The sequence below is a fragment of the Streptomyces sp. NPDC030995 genome, from assembly GCF_055571215.1.
Window position 1 is genome coordinate 15640 of the sequence record NZ_JBVIFS010000050.1, and the last position, 15973, is coordinate 31612.

Below are 15973 nucleotides of genomic sequence, written 5' to 3' on the forward strand. Positions count from 1 at the left end.
TCGCGGTGGGCGCCGGCTACGGAGCGAGGAGCAAGTCCAGTTCCTCCAGCGCGCCCACCACGATCTGCCGGGTCAGCGCCTCGGCGCGCGGCGCGTCGCCCTCCCGTACTGCCTCGGCCACCTGGACGTGGAGGGTGACGGCCGCCGGGTCGGGATCGACGAAGATCACCGGGTGTCCGGTGCGGCCGATCAGAAGCTCGGCGACGACGTCCCCGAGCCGGTCGAACATCTCGTTGCCGGAGGCGTTCAGCAGGGCGCGGTGGAACGCCGTGTCGTGGTGCAGGTAGGCCTCGAGCTGGTGGCCGCGCGAGGTGCGGACCATGCCGAGGGCCGCCTCGGTGATCTCGGCGCACTGCTGCGGCGTGGCCAGGCTCGCGGCGAGCCCGGCCGCGACCGGCTCGATCGCGGAGCGCAGCACGGTGAGGGAGCGCAGTTGGCGGAGGCGGCCGGAGCCGGCGAGCCGCCAGCGGATGACGCGCGGGTCGTAGAGGTTCCACTCGCCGGTGGGCCGCACCGTGACACCGACCCGGCGGCGGGCCTCGACCAGGTTCATCGACTGCAGGATGCGGACGACCTCCCGTACTTCCGTACGGGAGGCGTCGAAGCGATCGGCGACCTCGTCCGTGCGCAGGACACTGCCGGGCGGGTACTCCCCCGCGGTGATCGCGAGGCCGAGGGTGTCCAGCACCTGGGAGTCGAGCCACAGTCCAGGGCTGCCTCCGGTGGTCATGGCGCAAGCGTACGGTGGTACCCCCACGAACAGAAGACAGGGCATTCGGTGTTGACGAGGACGGCGAGGTGGACGTGAGCGCCCAACGCGTCATTGTGGTGATGGGCGTGGCCGGTACGGGCAAGACGACCGTGGGCCGGCTGCTCGTGGACGCGCTCGGCGTCCCGTACGCGGAGGGCGACGCCTTCCACCCGGCGGCCAACGTCGCCAAGATGTCGGCCGGCACCCCGCTGGACGACACGGACCGGTGGCCGTGGCTGGACGCCATCGGCGAGTGGATCCGCAACCGCGCCGGGCTGCACGGCGGGGTGGTCGCCGCCTCGTCCCTCAAGCGCGCCTACCGCGACCGGCTGCGCGCCGCGGATCCGCGGGCCGTTTTCGTCGACCTCACCGGTGAACGCCCGCTGATCGAGAAGCGGATGTCGGCCCGCAAGGGCCACTTCATGCCCACCACCCTGCTGGACTCGCAGTTCGCCACGCTGGAACCGCTACGGAACGACGAACTCGGCGTCGTCGTCGACGTGTCCGGCTCCCCCGCAGAGGTCACCGAACGGGCCCTGGCCGCCCTGCGTCGACTTGACGCTCCCGAGCGGAACTGAGTGAGGCATCCGGCCTGGTTCACCGCTGCCGCCGACCCCCCACGGGCGTGAACTCGCCCTGGTCGAGCTGGGTGGCGGCGAGGGCAAGGCCGCCCGCCGCCGTCGCGCAGCGGTCGGCGAGGGTCGCGATCTCGGCGCGCAGGGCGTCCCCTGCCGTCTCGGCCGCCGTCGCGCGCATCCGGACCGCGTGCGAGCGCAGCGCGCCGGCGTGGCCGAGCAGGCCGTCGGCCGGCGGCCGGGGCGCCGGGCGGGTCGGCTGGGCCGTGAACCTCCGGCGGGCCGGGGCGAGCCGCGCGGCGGTACGTTCGGGCCGGCGCGGCGGGCGCTCGGACAGGCCCGGGCCGCGGTCGCAGAAGGCCCAGAAGGCGGCGCCGAGTCCGAGGAGGGGTTCGGCGGTCTCGGCGCGGCCGGTGGCGACCTGCCAGCCGGCGTGATCGTTGAAGGGGTTCCCGTCGGTCAGGGCGTTCCAGGCGAGGATGTCGGCGAAGGACGGGGCCAGCAGGGCGAAGGCGTGTCCGGCGCCCTGGTCCCGCATGATCGAGCGGAACAGCCGGACGGCCTCGGCCTGGCGGCCTTCCCCGGCGGCCCGCAGGACGGCCGCCGCGCCGGGGTCCTGGAGGAGTTCGGGACGGCACGCGCCCGCAGCCCGGATCCGGGCCTTGAGTCCGCAGACGGCGATGCTGACCGCGAGGCTCTCGCGGCTCGCCAGGATTCCGGCGAGCCGGCCGGCCCGGGCCACGCCCCGGCCCCGCGGGGCCCAGCCGAGGCCGGCCGGGTCGGTGAGGGTGCGCAGCAGGGTGCGCCAGCCGAGCCGGGTGCGGCCTCCCCGGGCGAGGGCGGCCGCGGGCAGGCGGGCGCCGAGGGCCAGGCGCGAGGCGCAACGGGCGGCCTCGCCGACCGCGGCGGCGGCCTCGGCAAGTGCGCGGCACGGGGCGTCGAGCAGGTCGACGTCCGGGTCGGTGAACGCGGAGGTCGCGGCATCGGGCATGGGATCCTCGTGTGGTTCGGCAGGGACGTGCGGGACGGTGGTGACAGTGGGGGCAAGCGGCGGGCGGTAGTGGCAGCGGGGGCAGGAGCGGGGGCAGCGGGGGCAGGAGAGAGGGGCGTCAGCGGCGGGTGAGGGTGAGCCGGATGCCTTGCGGGTCGAGCGTCGCGGGCAGCGGTCCCACCGGGTCCAAGGCCGGCCGGATACCCGCGATCCGATGGCCCCGCAGCACCTCGGCGCAGAGCGCGGCCGTGATCATCAGGCCGAGCTGGTCGCCCGGGCAGCGGCCGCCGCCATGACTGAAGGGCGCCATCCGGATGTCGTGGTCCGCGCCCGGGTTCTTCCACCGCCCCGGCACGAACACGTGCGCGGCCGGTACCCGTTCGGGGTCGCGCTGGTGGAACGCGGCGGGCAGCAGGACCGAGGTGCCGGGCGGGTAGCGCACGCCCCGCCACTCGGTCTCGGCGCGGGTGACGCGGATCAGCTCGGGCACCACCGGGTACAGGCGCAGGGATTCCCGTACGCAGGCCCGCAGCCTGGGCAGTTCCCCTCCGGCCACACCCACGCCCGCACCCGCGCCCGCCGCCACCGCGGTCGCCTCCGCCGCGACCACGTCCTGCTCCGCGGGGTGCGCGCCGAGCAGGAGCAGCGTGCGCAGCAGCGTGTCCGGGACGGCGTCCATGGCCAGCAGCCAGTGCTGGGCCTGCCCGACGGGGTCGAGGGCGCCGGTGGGGTCGGGGTGGCGGGCGGCCCGCCCGGCGAGTGTGCTGCCGTCGGCGTGGCGCGCGTACTCCTGGATGCGGGCGCGGGCCTTGCCGCGCACGGAGCGGGCGGCGCGCACCCGGCCGCCGCGCACCTGGGCGAGCCATCCGGCGAGCTCCTCGTCCGCGGCGGCCGCGTCGCCGAGCACGATCCGCCGGGAGGCCCGGTGCACCGCGCGCCGGGCGCGGGCGAGTTCGAGGGTGCCGGTGGCGGTCAGGTACCGGGCCTCCTCCGCGAGGGCCGCCAGGAAAGGGCCGCACGAGGGGTGCACGGGGTGGCTCGCGGCCAGCACCTCGTGGTTGATCTGCCGCCGCTCCACGCGGAGTTCACCGCGGGAGCAGTCGAGGCCGGCGGGTTCCTCGGCGATCGGGCCGCGGCACTTCTCCGGCGGGTCCGGGGTGAGGACGCTGACGGGTTCGGCGTAGAACCGGCGCAGGTCCTGCGGGTCGAGGAGGACCAGGACCGTCCCGCCGGACCGGGTGCGCACGAGGACGGGCGCGTCCCCGCGGCGTGCGCGCAGGGCGCGCAGCGCGGCGGCGGAAGCGAGCACGCCGCCCGGGCGGGGGTGCGTACGGACGAGGCGGCGCAGGAGGGCTCCGAGGGGTGCGGCGGCCGCCTGCCGAAACGATTCCTTTACGGATGTCCGCCGGTCGGGGGCTTCCGCGCCCGGCCCCCGCACGGCGGGCCCGCGGTCCGCGAGCGGCGCCTCACCGCGGGGTGACCGACCGGCGCGCTCGGCGCGCAGCCGAACGGCGGGCGCACCCGCCGGCCGGGCGTCGCCGGGCGCGGGCCGGACGGGCAGCCCGGTCCGCTCCGCGAGGGCCCGTACCCGGGCCCTGAGCCCGTCGAGGGTGGCCCCTTGGACCGTACGCATCCGTGTACCTCCCCAGCGGGAACAACAACGGTCGGTGACATCGGGATCACCGTACGTCCCACCTCCCGGCCGCGCGCCTCGAGGACTACCCCAGGGGGTCCGGTTCGACCAGCAGCGCGGCGGTGTCCAGCCCGGCGGCGAGGTACGAGGTGAAGGTCTCGTTGTTCAGGGCCCACGGGGAGCGTCGGCGGCGCACGAGCGCGATGGCCTCCGCGGGTGCCATGCCGCGGTCGACCAGACACTGGGCGACGACGAGGCCGGACCTGTTGTAGCCCGAGTGGCAGCGGACGAGAGCGGTGAGGCCTGCGTCGAGGGCGCGTCCGGCGGTCCGTGCGAGGTGCTGGACGGTGCGGAGCTGGGCGCCCGTGAGGCCGGCGTCACCTCATACGGCCGTGACCTCCCTGGGGCTGCATTCAGGATCGCACACAACAGGCGGTTACCTCAGGGCAGTTGGCGCGAAGACGGCCTCGCGGAAGGCGGTGCGCAAAGAGGTCCCGGCGGTGGTTGGGAGGAGGACCGCCCAGCGCTGGTGGCGGAGGGAGACCCAGAGGGCCGGGCCGCCGTCCCGCGAGGCGTGGTGGCACCAGACGCCGTGCGGGGCGGGGTGCCAGAGGAGGCCGCGGGCGGGGGTGAGTTCGCCGGTGCGGATGCGCAGGGACTCCGTGGTCCAGGTGCGGGTGAGGGTCGGCGGGCCGGCCGTGTCCGCCGGGGAGAGGAGGTGGCGCTGGAAGCGGACGAGGTCGGCGAGGGGGGCGCGGAGGGTGCCGTCCGCGAAGCGGGTACCGGTCATGCCGAGGGGGCGCCAGACGCGGGTGGCGGCGAGGTCGGCGAGGGGGCTGCCGCAGAGGTGCTCGGCGAGGCGGGTCAGGGCCGCGGTCCCGTCGGCGTGGGTGAGCAGGTGGTGGGCCGTGGCCCCGCCGGGGGCGTCGGCGGCGGCCGCGTCTCCGTAGGCGGCGAGCGGGGTGTGCAGCCGGAGCGCACCCTCCTCCACGAGGCCTCCGATGACGGGCCAGAGAGCGAGGACGGCGGCGAGCCCGCCGACGTCGAAGGCCTCGCCCCCGTCGTCCCACGCACCCGCGGAGCCCCCTGGGTGCGACCACACGTGAACCCCGGCCGGGCCGCCGACGGCCCAGGCCGCGCCGGGGTCGGCACGGCCCACGAGGGCCCTGATGTCCTCGGCCTGATCCCTCTGGAGCGTCATGGTCCTCCACGTTATCGAGTTCGTCCCGGCTCCCCCGGCGCGTCGGTGGCGGGCCGGGCCCCCGCCACCCGAATGCCGTCCTGCCCGGTCGGGGCGCCCCGGTACGTCCGGTACCAGGGCGCCCCTTCGCTCGGCTAGCTCTTGTCCGGGCGGTCCGTCACCCGCAGCGAGTTCAGCAGGGGCTTGCCGAATCCGGTGTGCGTGACGAAGCGGATGTTCAGCGAGCCGTCCGTGACCGTGACCGTGTACGTGCGGGTCAGGGCCGTGTACGTGCCCGCCTCCAGGGAGACGTCCAGGGAGGGCAGGACCTGCGCGCCTTCGGCCAGGACGTCGAAGACGCGCTTGTTCGGCCTGGTCGAGGAGAGCTCCGCGAAGCCCAGCTCCACCGTGTAGGTCCCGTTCGGTACGTTGTCGAAGCGGTACTCGTACATGCCCTCACGGGCGTTGCGGAACAGCCGCTGCTCGTCCGTACCGGCGATCGTGCGGCCGGTGGACTGGACGGTGCTGTTGCCCTGGTAGCCGTAGGACCCGGCCGTGTACTTGCGGTCCGGGGACCAGCCGTCGCCCAGGGAGTCCGTGCTCGCGGAGCCGGAGCCCGCGTCCAGGGCGACCTGGTAGCGCGGGACGACGACCTTGACCGGAACGGTGAGGACCGGGGCCCGGCCGCTCGCTGACGTGATTTTCAGGTCCGCGGTCAGGACTGACCCCGGGGTCAGTCCCGCTGTGTCCAGCGAAAGGGTCAGCGGGGCCTTCCCGCCCGTCGGCAGGTCCCCGCCGGCCGGGGTGGCCGTCAGCCAGGCCGCGTCCTCCGACACCGTGTACGCCGTGCCGAGGCCGGGGTTGGTCAGCTCCAGCGTCCGCGTCCGCTTCTGGTCCGCCGGCAGGACGACCTCCACGGACGGCTTGGACGCCGTCACCTTTCCGGTGCGCAGGGACTGGGTCACGGTCGTCACATCGGCGGCCTTCACGTCGACCGTCGCTGCGGCGGGCTCGTACTGCGGCGCCGCCAGGGAGACGGCCCGGGATCCGGACGGGCTCTGGACGACGTATCCGCCGTCCGCCGCCGTGGTCGCCGACACTGCCGAGTCGCCCGTACCGACGGTCACCGTGGCGCCCGCGACGCCGCCCCCGTCGTTGGCGTCGAGCACCCGGCCCGCCACCACGCCGCTCTTGGTGGTGCGGAAGGCGACAGACAGGCCGTCGGTGATGACCGCGGTGTTGAAGGAGTACTTGAAGGCGTCGGTCCCGGCCGCGTTCTCCACACCGACCGTGGCCGTGGAGCCGCCCTTGATCCCGGTGCCGCCGGTCCCCTTGTAGGAGTACGTGACGGTGCCGTCCTCGCCGATCGCCGCCGAGAAGGAGAACTTCTGGGTCTGCGCCGACCAGTGGGCCACCTCGCGCCACTCGATCACGTAACTGCGGTGCGGGGCGGTGCCGGTGACGGCGGTGAAGACGCCGGAGCCGCTGCCCGCCGCGCCGACGACCAGGTCGTCCCAGAACGGGTAGAGGGCCGCGTTGGGCGTGGCCGTGCTCGGGATGTCCCCGTTGATGTCGCCGGTGTTGTTGCCGCCGAAGCTGACGGTGCCGTTCGTGCCGATCCACGCCTGGCCGTACGTCTTGCCGTACAGCGGCAGCGGGAAGGGCAGGTCGACGCGCTCGGTGGTGTTGTCGCCGGTGAGCGCGAGCTGCTTGCTCCCCGCGGGGTACGGGCGGTCGCCGGCGGTGGCGCAGGCGTAGCCGTAACCGTCGGTGCGCTCGGGCAGGTTGACCGCGACGGTGGTGTCCCCGGCGACGGTGACCTGCGCTGTGCCACCGGTGACACAGCGGGAGGCGTGGGTGGCGTTCACGGCGTACGTGCCGTGCGGCAGGGTGACCTCGAAGCGGCCCTGTGCGTCGGCGGTCGCGGTCACCGGGGTGTCCGCAATGGTGACGGAGGCGCCCGCGGCCGGCCCGGCGGCCGCGGAGACCGTGCCGGTGAGCTTGCCGGAAGCGGCCTGGGTCAGGGTGAAGTCGCCGGTGGCGGTGGCGTTCTCGGTCACGGACGCCGTCGCGGTCTGCTGTCCGTAGCCGAATTTGGCGGCGGTCAGGGTGTAGTCGCCGACCGACAGAGCGGCGAAGCGGTAGCTGCCGTCGGCGGCCGTGGTCGCGGTACGGTCGATCGGGCCGTCGGCGGTGATCTTCACGCCCGCGAGCGGCTGACCGCCGGAGCTGACGGTGCCGCCGAGCGCGCCGATCGCCCCGCGCGGGGCGGCGTTCACGGCGGCGAGGACGTCGAGCCGGCCCTCGCCGAAGACGTTGTTGTCGGCGGCGCTGCCTCCGCACTGGCTGCTGTCGGTGTCCTGGGCGGTGCCGTCCAGGAGCGAGGTGGTCTGCGCGATGTCGCCTTCGAGGGCGGGTGCGGCGGACCAGAGCAGGGCCACGGCGGCGGCGGTGTGCGGCGAGGCCATGGAGGTGCCGGAGAAGGCCTCGTATGCACCGCCGGGTACGGAGGAGCGGATGTTCACGCCCGGGGCGGCGATGTTCGGCTTGATGGCGCCGCCGGGACCCGCGCCGCGCGAGGAAAACGACGCGATCGCGTTGTTGATGTCGAAGGCGCCGGAGCTGTAGGAGCTCGGATAGTCGCCGGGTGAGCCGCTGGTGGCGCAGCCCGGGCCGGAGTTGCCGTTGGAGAAGGCCGGGAAGATGCCGGCGGCCCGCCAGGTGTCGACGATCTGCTGGTACCAGGTGTCGCCGCCCGTACCGCCCCAGGAGTTGTTGACGATGTGCGGGGCGAGGTCGGGGCGCGGGTTCTGGCCGCTCGCGTCGGTCGGGGCGACGATCCACTGGCCGGAGGCGAGCAGGGAGGCCTCGGAGCAGGAGGTGGTCTCGCAGCCCTTGGCGGCGATCCACTTGGCGCCCGGGGCCACACCGGTCTTGTTGGCGCCGCCGTCGTCACCGACCATCGTGCCCATCGTGTGGGTGCCGTGGTCGTTGTTGTCGCAAGGGGCCGCGGTGGGGCAGACGCCCGCCGGGTCGAACCAGTTGTAGGCGTGGTCGTACGTGCCGTCCGCGCGCTTGCCGCGGTACTGGCTGTTCACGGCCGGGTGTGTGTAGTCCACGCCGCTGTCGATGTTGGCGACGACGATGCCCTCGCCGCGCACGCCGAGCTGGTCCCAGACCTGCGGTGCCTTGATCCGGTCGATGTTCCACTCCACGGCGTCGGCCGCGGCCTGCTCCCGCTTGCCCTCTGCGGGCTTGGGGAGCTCGACCTTGTCGTCGGCGTCGATGCGGGAGACCTCGGGGCGCTGCGCGAGCGTCCCGGCGAGCTTCTCGCTGCCGACGACGCGCACGGCGTTCACGATCCAGTACGAGGTGTACTCGGCCCCGGCGCCTTCCAGGGCTTTGACTACCTCGGCCTGGCTGCGCGCGGCGTGGTCCTTCTTGGTTCGCAGGACCGTTTCGGCCTTGGCGGCGCGGGTCTGCTGCTTCCCCGCGGCGGTGAGGTCGGCGGCGCTGTCGAGGTAGACCCAGAAGACGGCCTTGGCGGAGTCGTCGAGCTGGGCGCGGAGCTTGGGTTCGATCTTGCGCTCGGCCGCGCTCGGGCCGGGGACGGGGTCTTGCGCGGCCGCGGCGACGCCCGCGCCGAGGGGGAGCAGCAGGACCGAGGTGAGGGCGGCGAGGGCCGCGCGCAGGGATCGTGCGGGTCGTGCGGGTCGTGCGGGTCGTACGGATGGTGCGGGTCGTGAAGATCGTAAGGACCGCTTGTCGCGTTGGGCCACGTGTTGTCTCCTCGGGCGCCGTGTGCGGGTTGTGCGGGAAGGGTGTGCGTGACGTGCGCGGGTCATGGTGAAGGACACGTCATGTCCATAACAAGAGGGCCTTATGAGCCGTACGCGCGGCCCGGCCGCCCGCCCGGTGGCCCTTCCCGGCCATGCGGGCCAGCCTGAAGGCATGACCGCGCCCACCGAGCCACCCACCGGCCCGCCCGCGCCCAGCGTTCCGCTCGGGTCCGCGCGCGGCCGGTGGATCCTGCTGGCCACCGTGCTCGGGTCGGGCATGGCCCTGCTGGACTCGACGGTGGTCAATGTCGCGCTGCCGCGCATCGGGCTGGATCTCGGCGCCGATCTGGCCGTGCTCCAGTGGACGGTCAACGCCTATCTGCTGACCCTGGCCGGGCTGATCCTGGTCGGCGGGGCGCTCGGCGACCGCTTCGGGCGGCGCCGGATCTTCGTCCTGGGCGTGGCGTGGTTCGCGGTGGGCTCGCTGCTGTGCGGCATCGCGCCGAACGCCGGGGTGCTGGTGGCCGCCCGCGCCCTGCAGGGAATCGGCGGGGCGCTGCTGACACCCGGCTCCCTCGCACTGATCCAGGGTTCGATTCGGGCCGAGGACCGGGGCCGGGCGGTGGGTCTGTGGTCGGGGCTGGGCGGGGTGGGCGCGGCCGTGGGGCCGTTCCTCGGCGGCTGGCTGGTGGACGGGCCGGGCTGGCGCTGGGTGTTCCTGCTGAACGTGCCGGTGGCCGCCCTGTGTATCCCGGTGGCGCTGCGGCACGTACCGGAATCGAAGGATCCGCAGGCGCACGGGCGGTTCGACGTCCTCGGTGCGGTGCTGGGCGCGGCGGCACTCGCGCTGCTCACCTACGCGCTGATCGAGGCGCGGTCCGCGCCCGCGCCCGTGCTCGGCGCGGCGGTGGGCGGCGGCCTGCTCCTGGCCGCCCTGTTCGTCTGGGTCGAGCGGCGGCGGGCCGACCCGATGGTGCCGCCGGCCATCTTCGCGTCCCGCCAGTTCACCGCCGTCAATCTGGTCACCCTGTGCGTGTACGCGGCCCTCGGCGGGTTCTTCTTCCTCGTCGTGCTCCAGCTCCAGGTGGTGTCCGGATACTCCGCACTGGCCGCCGGGGCCGCGATGCTGCCGACCACCGCGCTGATGCTGCTGCTGTCGGCCCGCTCGGGGGAGCTCGGGGAGCGGATCGGACCGCGGATCCCGCTCACCGTGGGGCCGCTGCTGTGCGCGGCCGGGACGCTGCTGGCCCTGCGAATGGGACCGGAGGCCTCGTACGAGGCGGACGTGCTGCCCGCGATGCTCGTGATGGGCATGGGCTTGGTGACCCTGGTGGCTCCGCTGACGGCGACCGTGCTGGCCTCGGTGGACCCCGGCCGGGCCGGGCTGGCCAGCGGCATCAACAACGCGGCGGCGCGCGCCGCCGGACTGCTCGCGGTGGCGGCGCTGCCGCTGCTGGCCGGGATGGGGCCGGAGTCGTACCGCTCGGCGACGCAGTTCGACGCCGCCTTCGGGGTGGCCATGGCCTGGTGCGCGGGGATGTTCGCGGTCGGCGCCGCCGTGGCCTGGGCGACCGTACGGACCCCGGCGGCCGGGGCGCCGCATCTCCAGTGCCGCACGCAGTGCCCGGTGACGGCTCCGGCGCTCGAGCCTCCGCGGGAGGAGAGGCGATCACCCTGAGCGGCGCCCGCCGGGCTTGACTGAAAATTCAGTCAGTGCCACAGTGCCGCTACCTCTCATCCACCCTCCTTCGGAGGTTCGTATGAATCCAAGCCGCAGAACGGTCCTGCGCTCCGCGAGTGCCGGGGCCGCCGGGCTGGCCCTCGGAAGCCTCTCCGCCCAGTCCGCCCGGGCCGCCACCACGCCGTCCGCACAGCCCGCCCCGGCTGCCACCGCCCGCCGGATGACCGTGCCGCTCGACGACGTCCCGCACCTGCGCACCTGGATGGCTTGGCCTTCCAACCGCAGCGTCTGGGGCCCCGACCTCGCCGGGATACAGCAGGACATCGCCCTGATCGCCCGCACGGTCGCCCGCTACGAGCCGGTGCTGATGTGCGCCGCGGACGAGAGTGCGGCGGCCACCGCCCGGGCCCGCTGCGGTTCCACCGTCACGGTCATCTCCTCCATCCCCGTCGACGACCTGTGGATGCGGGACACGGGCGCCGTGTTCCGCCGCGACGGGGCGGGGGCGATGGACGCGATCGGCCTGAACTTCAACGGCTGGGGCGGCAAGCAGACCCACCGCAAGGATGCCAAGGTGGCCCGGCTGCTCGCCGCACGCGAGTCCCTGCCGTTCACCGCCACCGATTTCGTGGGCGAGGGCGGCGCCGTGGAGACGGACGGCGACGGCACCCTGATGGCCACCGAGAGCAGCCTGGTCAACAAGAACCGCAACCCCGGCCTGAGCCGTGCCCAGGTCGAGGCCAGGGTGCTCCCCGCCTACGGCGCCGACAAGATGATCTGGGCCCCGGGGATCAAGGGCAAGGACATCACCGACGACCACATGGACGTCACCTCCCGTTTCGTGCGGCCCGGGGTGGTGATGGTCCAGGAGCCACCGGCCGAGCGCACCGACATCTGGGCGAAGGACGCCCGCGAGCAGCTCGCCATCCTCTCCGCCGCCACCGATGCCAGGGGCCGCCGGCTCCAGGTCATCCGGGTGGACGGCCCGCGGAGCCTGCGCTCCGACCATCCCGACTTCGTCGACTCGTACCTGAACTTCCACCTCGTCAACGGCGCTGTGATCACCTCCCAGTTCGGGGACGGGGCCAGGGACGCGGGAGCCGCGCGGGCGCTGGCCACCGCCTTCCCGGGCCGAACCGTCGTCCAGCTCGACGTCGACCGCCTGATGGGCGGCGGCGGGGGCATCCACTGCTCGACGATGCAGCAGCCGACGCCCGGCTGATCCCGTGTGCTGGAGCGCGACGGCCGATCTGACGGCGGGCACGGTCATCACCGCCGTCGGACTCGTGTGCGTGGCGCGCGTGGTGCGCGAGCGGCGGCCCCGCGATCTGCCCGTCGCCGCGCTGCCGCTGCTGCTGGGCGCGCACCAGCTGGTGGAGGCCGCCGTCTGGAGCTCGGGCGGCGGCTGTTCCCCGGCCACCACGGCCTGGGCCGTGATCGCCCTGCCGCTGCTGCCGCTCTGGGTGCCGATCGGGGTGCTGCTCGCGGCGGCGCCCGGGGTCCGGCGGCGGCTGTGGGGGCCGGTGGCCGTCGGCCTCGCCACCGCCGCGGTGCTCTCGTACTGTCTCGCGACCCGGCCGGTGACCGCGGAGATCCGGGGCCGCACCCTCGGCTACGGCGTGAATGTTCCGTGGATGCCTCTGGTTCTGACGGGCTATCTCCTCGCCACCCTCGGCGCCCTGTTGCTCGCCGGGGACCGGAGGCTGCGACTGCTCGGTGTGGTGCTGGCCGCCGGGGCGCTGGCCTGCTCAGCGCTGTGGCGGCTGGAATTCGCCTCCACCTGGTGCGCCTTCGCCACGGTCTCCTCCCTGCTGGTGCTGGGCTGGGTCCGTCACCGGGACCCGGACCTTCTGCCACATGATCGACCGAAAGTTACCTAGACGCATGTAGTGACTTCACACGCGGGCGGCAGTAGAACTCGTTCCCATTCCACCCCGAGAACGAGGAGCTCGCATGAGCGAAAAAGCCCTGCCCAGAAGAGGTTCCAACGGCATTTCCCGTCGTGGATTTCTCGGCGCAACAGGTTTCACTGTGGGGGCCATGGCTCTGGCGGTCCGCGTCACCCCGGCCCGGGCGGCCGCCGCCCCCGGCCCGATCGGCGACGGCTCACACGTACCGGCCCTGGTCATCGGCACGGGTTACGGCGGCTCGGTCGCGGCCCTGCGGCTCGCGCAGGCCGGCGTGAACGTACAGATGATCGAGATGGGCATGTCCTGGGACACCCCGGGCTCGGACGGCAAGACCTTCCCGAAGGTCACCAGCCCGGACTACCGCTCCTTCTGGCTCCGGACCAGGACCAAAGCGCCGCTGAGCAACTTCCTCGGCTTCCCCATCGACAAGGACGTCCCCAAGTACACGGGGATCCTGGACGCCGAGGACTTCGCCGGCATCACCGTCTACCAGGGCCGGGGCGTCGGCGGCGGCTCCCTGGTCAACGGCGGCATGGCGGTCACGCCCAAGCGCGCGAACTTCCAGGCCGTCCTTCCCTCCGTGGACGCCGACGAGATGTACAACACCTACTACCCGAGGGCCAACGCCGGGCTCGGCGTCGGCATGATCGACCCGGCCTGGTTCGAGACCGCCGACTGCTACCAGTTCTCCCGCGTCGGGCGTAAGCACGCCCAGCGTTCCGGCTTCGCCTGGACCTTCGTGCCCGACGTGTACGACTGGGACCACATGGAGCGGGAGGCGGCCGGCACCGCCCCCAAGTCGGCCCTGGACGGCGAGATCCTCTACGGCAACAACCACGGCAAGAAGTCGCTGGTCCAGACCTACCTCGCGCAGGCCGCGGCCACCGGCAGGGTCGCCGTCTCGCCGCTGCACAAGGTCACTTCGGTCTCCCCCGGCGCCGCGGGCGGCTACACGGTCACCATCGAGCAGCTGAACACCACCGGCGACACCGTGGCCACCAAGACCGTGACCGCGGACCGGGTGTTCTTCGCGGCCGGCAGCGTCGGCACCAGCAAGCTCCTGGTCAAGCTGAAGGCCACGGGGGCCCTGCCGAACCTCAACAGCGAGGTGGGCAAGGGCTGGGGCGAGAACGGCAACGTCATGTGCGGCCGCGCCAACCACATGTGGGACCCCACCGGCAAGCTCCAGTCGACCATCCCGTGCTCCGGCATCGACAACTGGGACGCGGGCGGCGCGTTCGCCGAGGTCGCGCCGCTCCCCACCGGGATCGAGACGTACGCCTCGTTCTACCTGTCGATCACGAAGAACCCGAACCGCGCCGAGTTCACCTGGAACGCCGCGACGGGCCGGGCCGACCTGAGCTGGCAGACCGCCTGGAAGCAGCCGTCGATCACCATGGCCAAGACCATCTTCGACAAGATCAATGCGAAGGAGGGGACGATCTACCGGACCGACCTGTTCGGCGGCAACAGGATCTGGCACGACACCCTGACCTACCACCCGCTCGGCGGCGCGGTCCTGAACAAGGCCACCGACAACTACGGGCGCCTGCACGGCTACACCGGCCTGTACGTCATCGACGGTGCGCTCATCCCGGGCAACGCCAGTGTGAACCCGTTCGTCACCATCACGGCGCTCGCCGAACGGAACATCGAGAAGATCATCGCCACCGACCTGTAGCCGGCCCTGCCGAGCAGACCGAAGCCGGGGCCGACCGGATTCACCGAGCGGCCCCGGACCCCGTACCCATGTCAGTGCCCGGGCAGCGCGCAGACGCTGTCGAGGCCGAGCACGTGGTTGAGCCGGCCGAAGGCCAGCCAGGACCCGATGCTCATCGTCAGCTCCACGATCTCGAGCTGGCTGTAGTGCGCGGTCATCCGGTCCCAGAACTCCTCGTCGAGCCCGTGGTGGTCGAGGGTGTACCGCTCGGCGTACTCCGCCGCCAGCCGGGTGCGCTCGTCGAAGGCGTCGGTGGTGCGCCACTCGGTGACCGCCTCGGAGAACTCCTCCTCGACCTTCTCCCCCTCCCGTTCGGTGCGCCAGTCGAGGCAGAAGACGCAGCCGTTGATCTGTGCCACCCGCAGCCGGGCCGCCTCGAACTCGCGCAGGCCCAGGGTGGTGTGGGCGTACACCGACAGGGAGAAGTTCGCGGCGGCCATCCCGATACCGGGGACCATGTCGCCCCACACGTACTCGATCGGGTGCTGGCCTTCGGGGATGTCGATCCTCATGAGTGCTTCCTTCCGAGTCTGCCGACGGCGGGGCGCAGCGGGATGTCGAGGGCGTCGTAGAGTCCTGGCTCCGCCTCGGTGAGCCAGTCGATGGCGCCCACGAGGCGTCCGACGGCGGTGGCGTTGCCGCCGGCCGAGCGGTTCTCGCCCTCGTCGGTGGCCTCGATGGTGACCTCGATGCGCGGGCGGCCTTCGATGACCACGCGGTGGGCGCCGTCGCCGCCGCCGGGCGGCACGGGCCAGTCCGGTGCGCACGAGGCGTGGATGCGGGTGACGTGCTCGATGACGATGCGCGGCTCGCCCTCGACGATGCCCTGCACCTCGAAGCGGATCGCGCCCTGGGTGCCGGCCTCGAACGCGCCCATGGTCCTGGTGGTCACCGTCGTGTCGAGCGCGCGGCGGTCCGACGTCTCGCGGATCTCGTCGAGTTCGACCCCGAGGGCCCGGGCCATCATCCGTATCTGCCCGCCCCACACCATGGTCGGGATCGAGGGCATGAGCATCATCGGCTCGAAGTCCATGGGCTGGCCCATGCCCACGAGGTGGCGGACGGAGTCCGGCTGGTCGTAGGTGGAGTAGTCGAAGATCTCCTGGCAGCGGATGGCGTCGATGGTGGTGCCGAGTCCGCTGAGCAGGAGCGGGAGTACGTCGTTGCCCCAGCCGGGGTCGACACCGGAGGCGAAGAGCGAGCCGCCGCCCTCCGCGATGGCGGCCAGCACCGGGTCACGGAACTCCGGCGGGGCATTGCGGTGGTCGTACAGCGGGTAGAGGGCGGGACTGACCACGACCGCGCCGGACCGGATCGCGCGGGTGATGTCGGCGAGGGCGTCGTCGGGCCGGACGTCCCCGGACGCCGCGTACACCACGGCCCGGGGGCGTGCGGCCAGTACGGCGTCGATGTCGTCGGTGGCCGGGACGCCCAACGGGCGGTCGAGTCCCCCCAGTTCGCCCGCGTCGCGGCCGACCTTGGCGGGATGGTGGACGATGACTGCGGCGAGCCGCAGGGCGGGATGGGCCTCGACGGCGCGGATGGCCAGACGGCCGACGTTGCCGGTACCCCAGACAACCGTGGAAATCATGCGCGGAGGGTAGCCACAGGTCCTGCAACTTCCTAGGCCTAGGGGGTGTCTTGCCGATCAGGCCGGATCAGGGAGCGGCGTCTGACGCGTGCGATCGCAAGGCGGAGGAGGGAGTCGACGCGGTGGGGGCACCTCCCAGCGGTAGCTGGGGGACGTCGGCGA

At 73.2% G+C, this 15973-nt stretch carries 13 protein-coding genes; 5 read left to right on the plus strand and 8 right to left on the minus strand.

Annotation, left to right across the window (positions count from 1 at the left end):
• Positions 1 to 16: 16 nt before the first annotated feature.
• A complete protein-coding gene (locus ACZ45T_RS36915; RefSeq protein ID WP_468448529.1) occupies positions 17 to 730 on the minus strand; it encodes a FadR/GntR family transcriptional regulator in 714 nt (237 codons plus the stop codon).
• Between the two features lie 101 nt (positions 731 to 831).
• Here ACZ45T_RS36915 and ACZ45T_RS36920 point away from each other — a divergent pair, with 101 nt between their 5' ends.
• Entirely contained in the window at positions 832 to 1329 is a 498-nt protein-coding gene (locus ACZ45T_RS36920) for a gluconokinase (protein ID WP_468448541.1), read from the plus strand.
• A 19-nt stretch (positions 1330 to 1348) separates the two neighbouring features.
• Here ACZ45T_RS36920 and ACZ45T_RS36925 read toward each other — a convergent pair whose 3' ends face one another.
• The 5 genes from ACZ45T_RS36925 to ACZ45T_RS36945 form a co-directional block, all read right to left on the minus strand.
• On the minus strand, positions 1349 to 2317 hold the full coding sequence (locus ACZ45T_RS36925) for a hypothetical protein (protein ID WP_468448530.1): 969 nt from the start codon (positions 2315 to 2317) through the stop codon (positions 1349 to 1351).
• A gap of 118 nt (positions 2318 to 2435) precedes the next feature.
• Positions 2436 to 3950 carry a cytochrome P450 gene (locus tag ACZ45T_RS36930; protein ID WP_468448531.1) on the minus strand — a complete coding sequence of 505 codons (1515 nt, stop codon included), beginning with the start codon at positions 3948 to 3950 and terminating at the stop codon, positions 2436 to 2438.
• An 85-nt stretch (positions 3951 to 4035) separates the two neighbouring features.
• Entirely contained in the window at positions 4036 to 4173 is a 138-nt protein-coding gene (locus ACZ45T_RS36935; RefSeq protein ID WP_468448532.1) for a hypothetical protein, read from the minus strand.
• 213 nt (positions 4174 to 4386) lie between these two features.
• A complete protein-coding gene (locus ACZ45T_RS36940) occupies positions 4387 to 5151 on the minus strand; it encodes a serine hydrolase domain-containing protein (RefSeq protein ID WP_468448533.1) in 765 nt (254 codons plus the stop codon).
• 134 nt (positions 5152 to 5285) lie between these two features.
• Positions 5286 to 8909: a S8 family serine peptidase gene (locus ACZ45T_RS36945; RefSeq protein WP_468448534.1), complete on the minus strand. Its 3624-nt coding sequence runs from the start codon at positions 8907 to 8909 to the stop codon at positions 5286 to 5288.
• Positions 8910 to 9081: 172 nt separating this feature from the next.
• On the opposite strand from ACZ45T_RS36945, the gene ACZ45T_RS36950 reads away from it, so the two are divergent.
• From ACZ45T_RS36950 to ACZ45T_RS36965, 4 genes are all read left to right on the plus strand, one after another.
• On the plus strand, positions 9082 to 10587 hold the full coding sequence (locus ACZ45T_RS36950) for an MFS transporter (RefSeq protein ID WP_468448535.1): 1506 nt from the start codon (positions 9082 to 9084) through the stop codon (positions 10585 to 10587).
• A gap of 82 nt (positions 10588 to 10669) precedes the next feature.
• Positions 10670 to 11812: an agmatine deiminase family protein gene (locus ACZ45T_RS36955; protein WP_468448536.1), complete on the plus strand. Its 1143-nt coding sequence runs from the start codon at positions 10670 to 10672 to the stop codon at positions 11810 to 11812.
• Positions 11813 to 11816: 4 nt separating this feature from the next.
• On the plus strand, positions 11817 to 12470 hold the full coding sequence (locus ACZ45T_RS36960; RefSeq protein ID WP_468448537.1) for a DUF6629 family protein: 654 nt from the start codon (positions 11817 to 11819) through the stop codon (positions 12468 to 12470).
• 73 nt (positions 12471 to 12543) lie between these two features.
• On the plus strand, positions 12544 to 14181 hold the full coding sequence (locus ACZ45T_RS36965) for a GMC oxidoreductase (protein WP_468448538.1): 1638 nt from the start codon (positions 12544 to 12546) through the stop codon (positions 14179 to 14181).
• A gap of 71 nt (positions 14182 to 14252) precedes the next feature.
• Here the strand turns inward: ACZ45T_RS36965 and ACZ45T_RS36970 are convergent, their stop codons facing one another.
• A complete protein-coding gene (locus ACZ45T_RS36970; RefSeq protein WP_468448539.1) occupies positions 14253 to 14732 on the minus strand; it encodes a carboxymuconolactone decarboxylase family protein in 480 nt (159 codons plus the stop codon).
• Entirely contained in the window at positions 14729 to 15811 is a 1083-nt protein-coding gene (locus ACZ45T_RS36975; protein WP_468448540.1) for an NAD(P)H-dependent amine dehydrogenase family protein, read from the minus strand. The genes ACZ45T_RS36970 and ACZ45T_RS36975 overlap by 4 nt, the downstream gene beginning before the upstream one ends.
• Between the last annotated feature and the right edge of the window lie 162 nt (positions 15812 to 15973).

Coding starts and splice junctions, on each gene's coding strand:
- ACZ45T_RS36975 (WP_468448540.1), bottom strand. CDS start 15,811: ATGATTTCCACGGTTGTCTGGGGTACCGGCAACGTCGGCCGTCTGGCC.
- ACZ45T_RS36930 (WP_468448531.1), bottom strand. CDS start 3,950: ATGCGTACGGTCCAAGGGGCCACCCTCGACGGGCTCAGGGCCCGGGTA.
- ACZ45T_RS36925 (WP_468448530.1), bottom strand. CDS start 2,317: ATGCCCGATGCCGCGACCTCCGCGTTCACCGACCCGGACGTCGACCTG.
- ACZ45T_RS36950 (WP_468448535.1), top strand. CDS start 9,082: ATGACCGCGCCCACCGAGCCACCCACCGGCCCGCCCGCGCCCAGCGTT.
- ACZ45T_RS36970 (WP_468448539.1), bottom strand. CDS start 14,732: ATGAGGATCGACATCCCCGAAGGCCAGCACCCGATCGAGTACGTGTGG.
- ACZ45T_RS36920 (WP_468448541.1), top strand. CDS start 832: ATGGGCGTGGCCGGTACGGGCAAGACGACCGTGGGCCGGCTGCTCGTG.
- ACZ45T_RS36915 (WP_468448529.1), bottom strand. CDS start 730: ATGACCACCGGAGGCAGCCCTGGACTGTGGCTCGACTCCCAGGTGCTG.
- ACZ45T_RS36935 (WP_468448532.1), bottom strand. CDS start 4,173: ATGGCACCCGCGGAGGCCATCGCGCTCGTGCGCCGCCGACGCTCCCCG.
- ACZ45T_RS36955 (WP_468448536.1), top strand. CDS start 10,670: ATGAATCCAAGCCGCAGAACGGTCCTGCGCTCCGCGAGTGCCGGGGCC.
- ACZ45T_RS36965 (WP_468448538.1), top strand. CDS start 12,544: ATGAGCGAAAAAGCCCTGCCCAGAAGAGGTTCCAACGGCATTTCCCGT.
- ACZ45T_RS36940 (WP_468448533.1), bottom strand. CDS start 5,151: ATGACGCTCCAGAGGGATCAGGCCGAGGACATCAGGGCCCTCGTGGGC.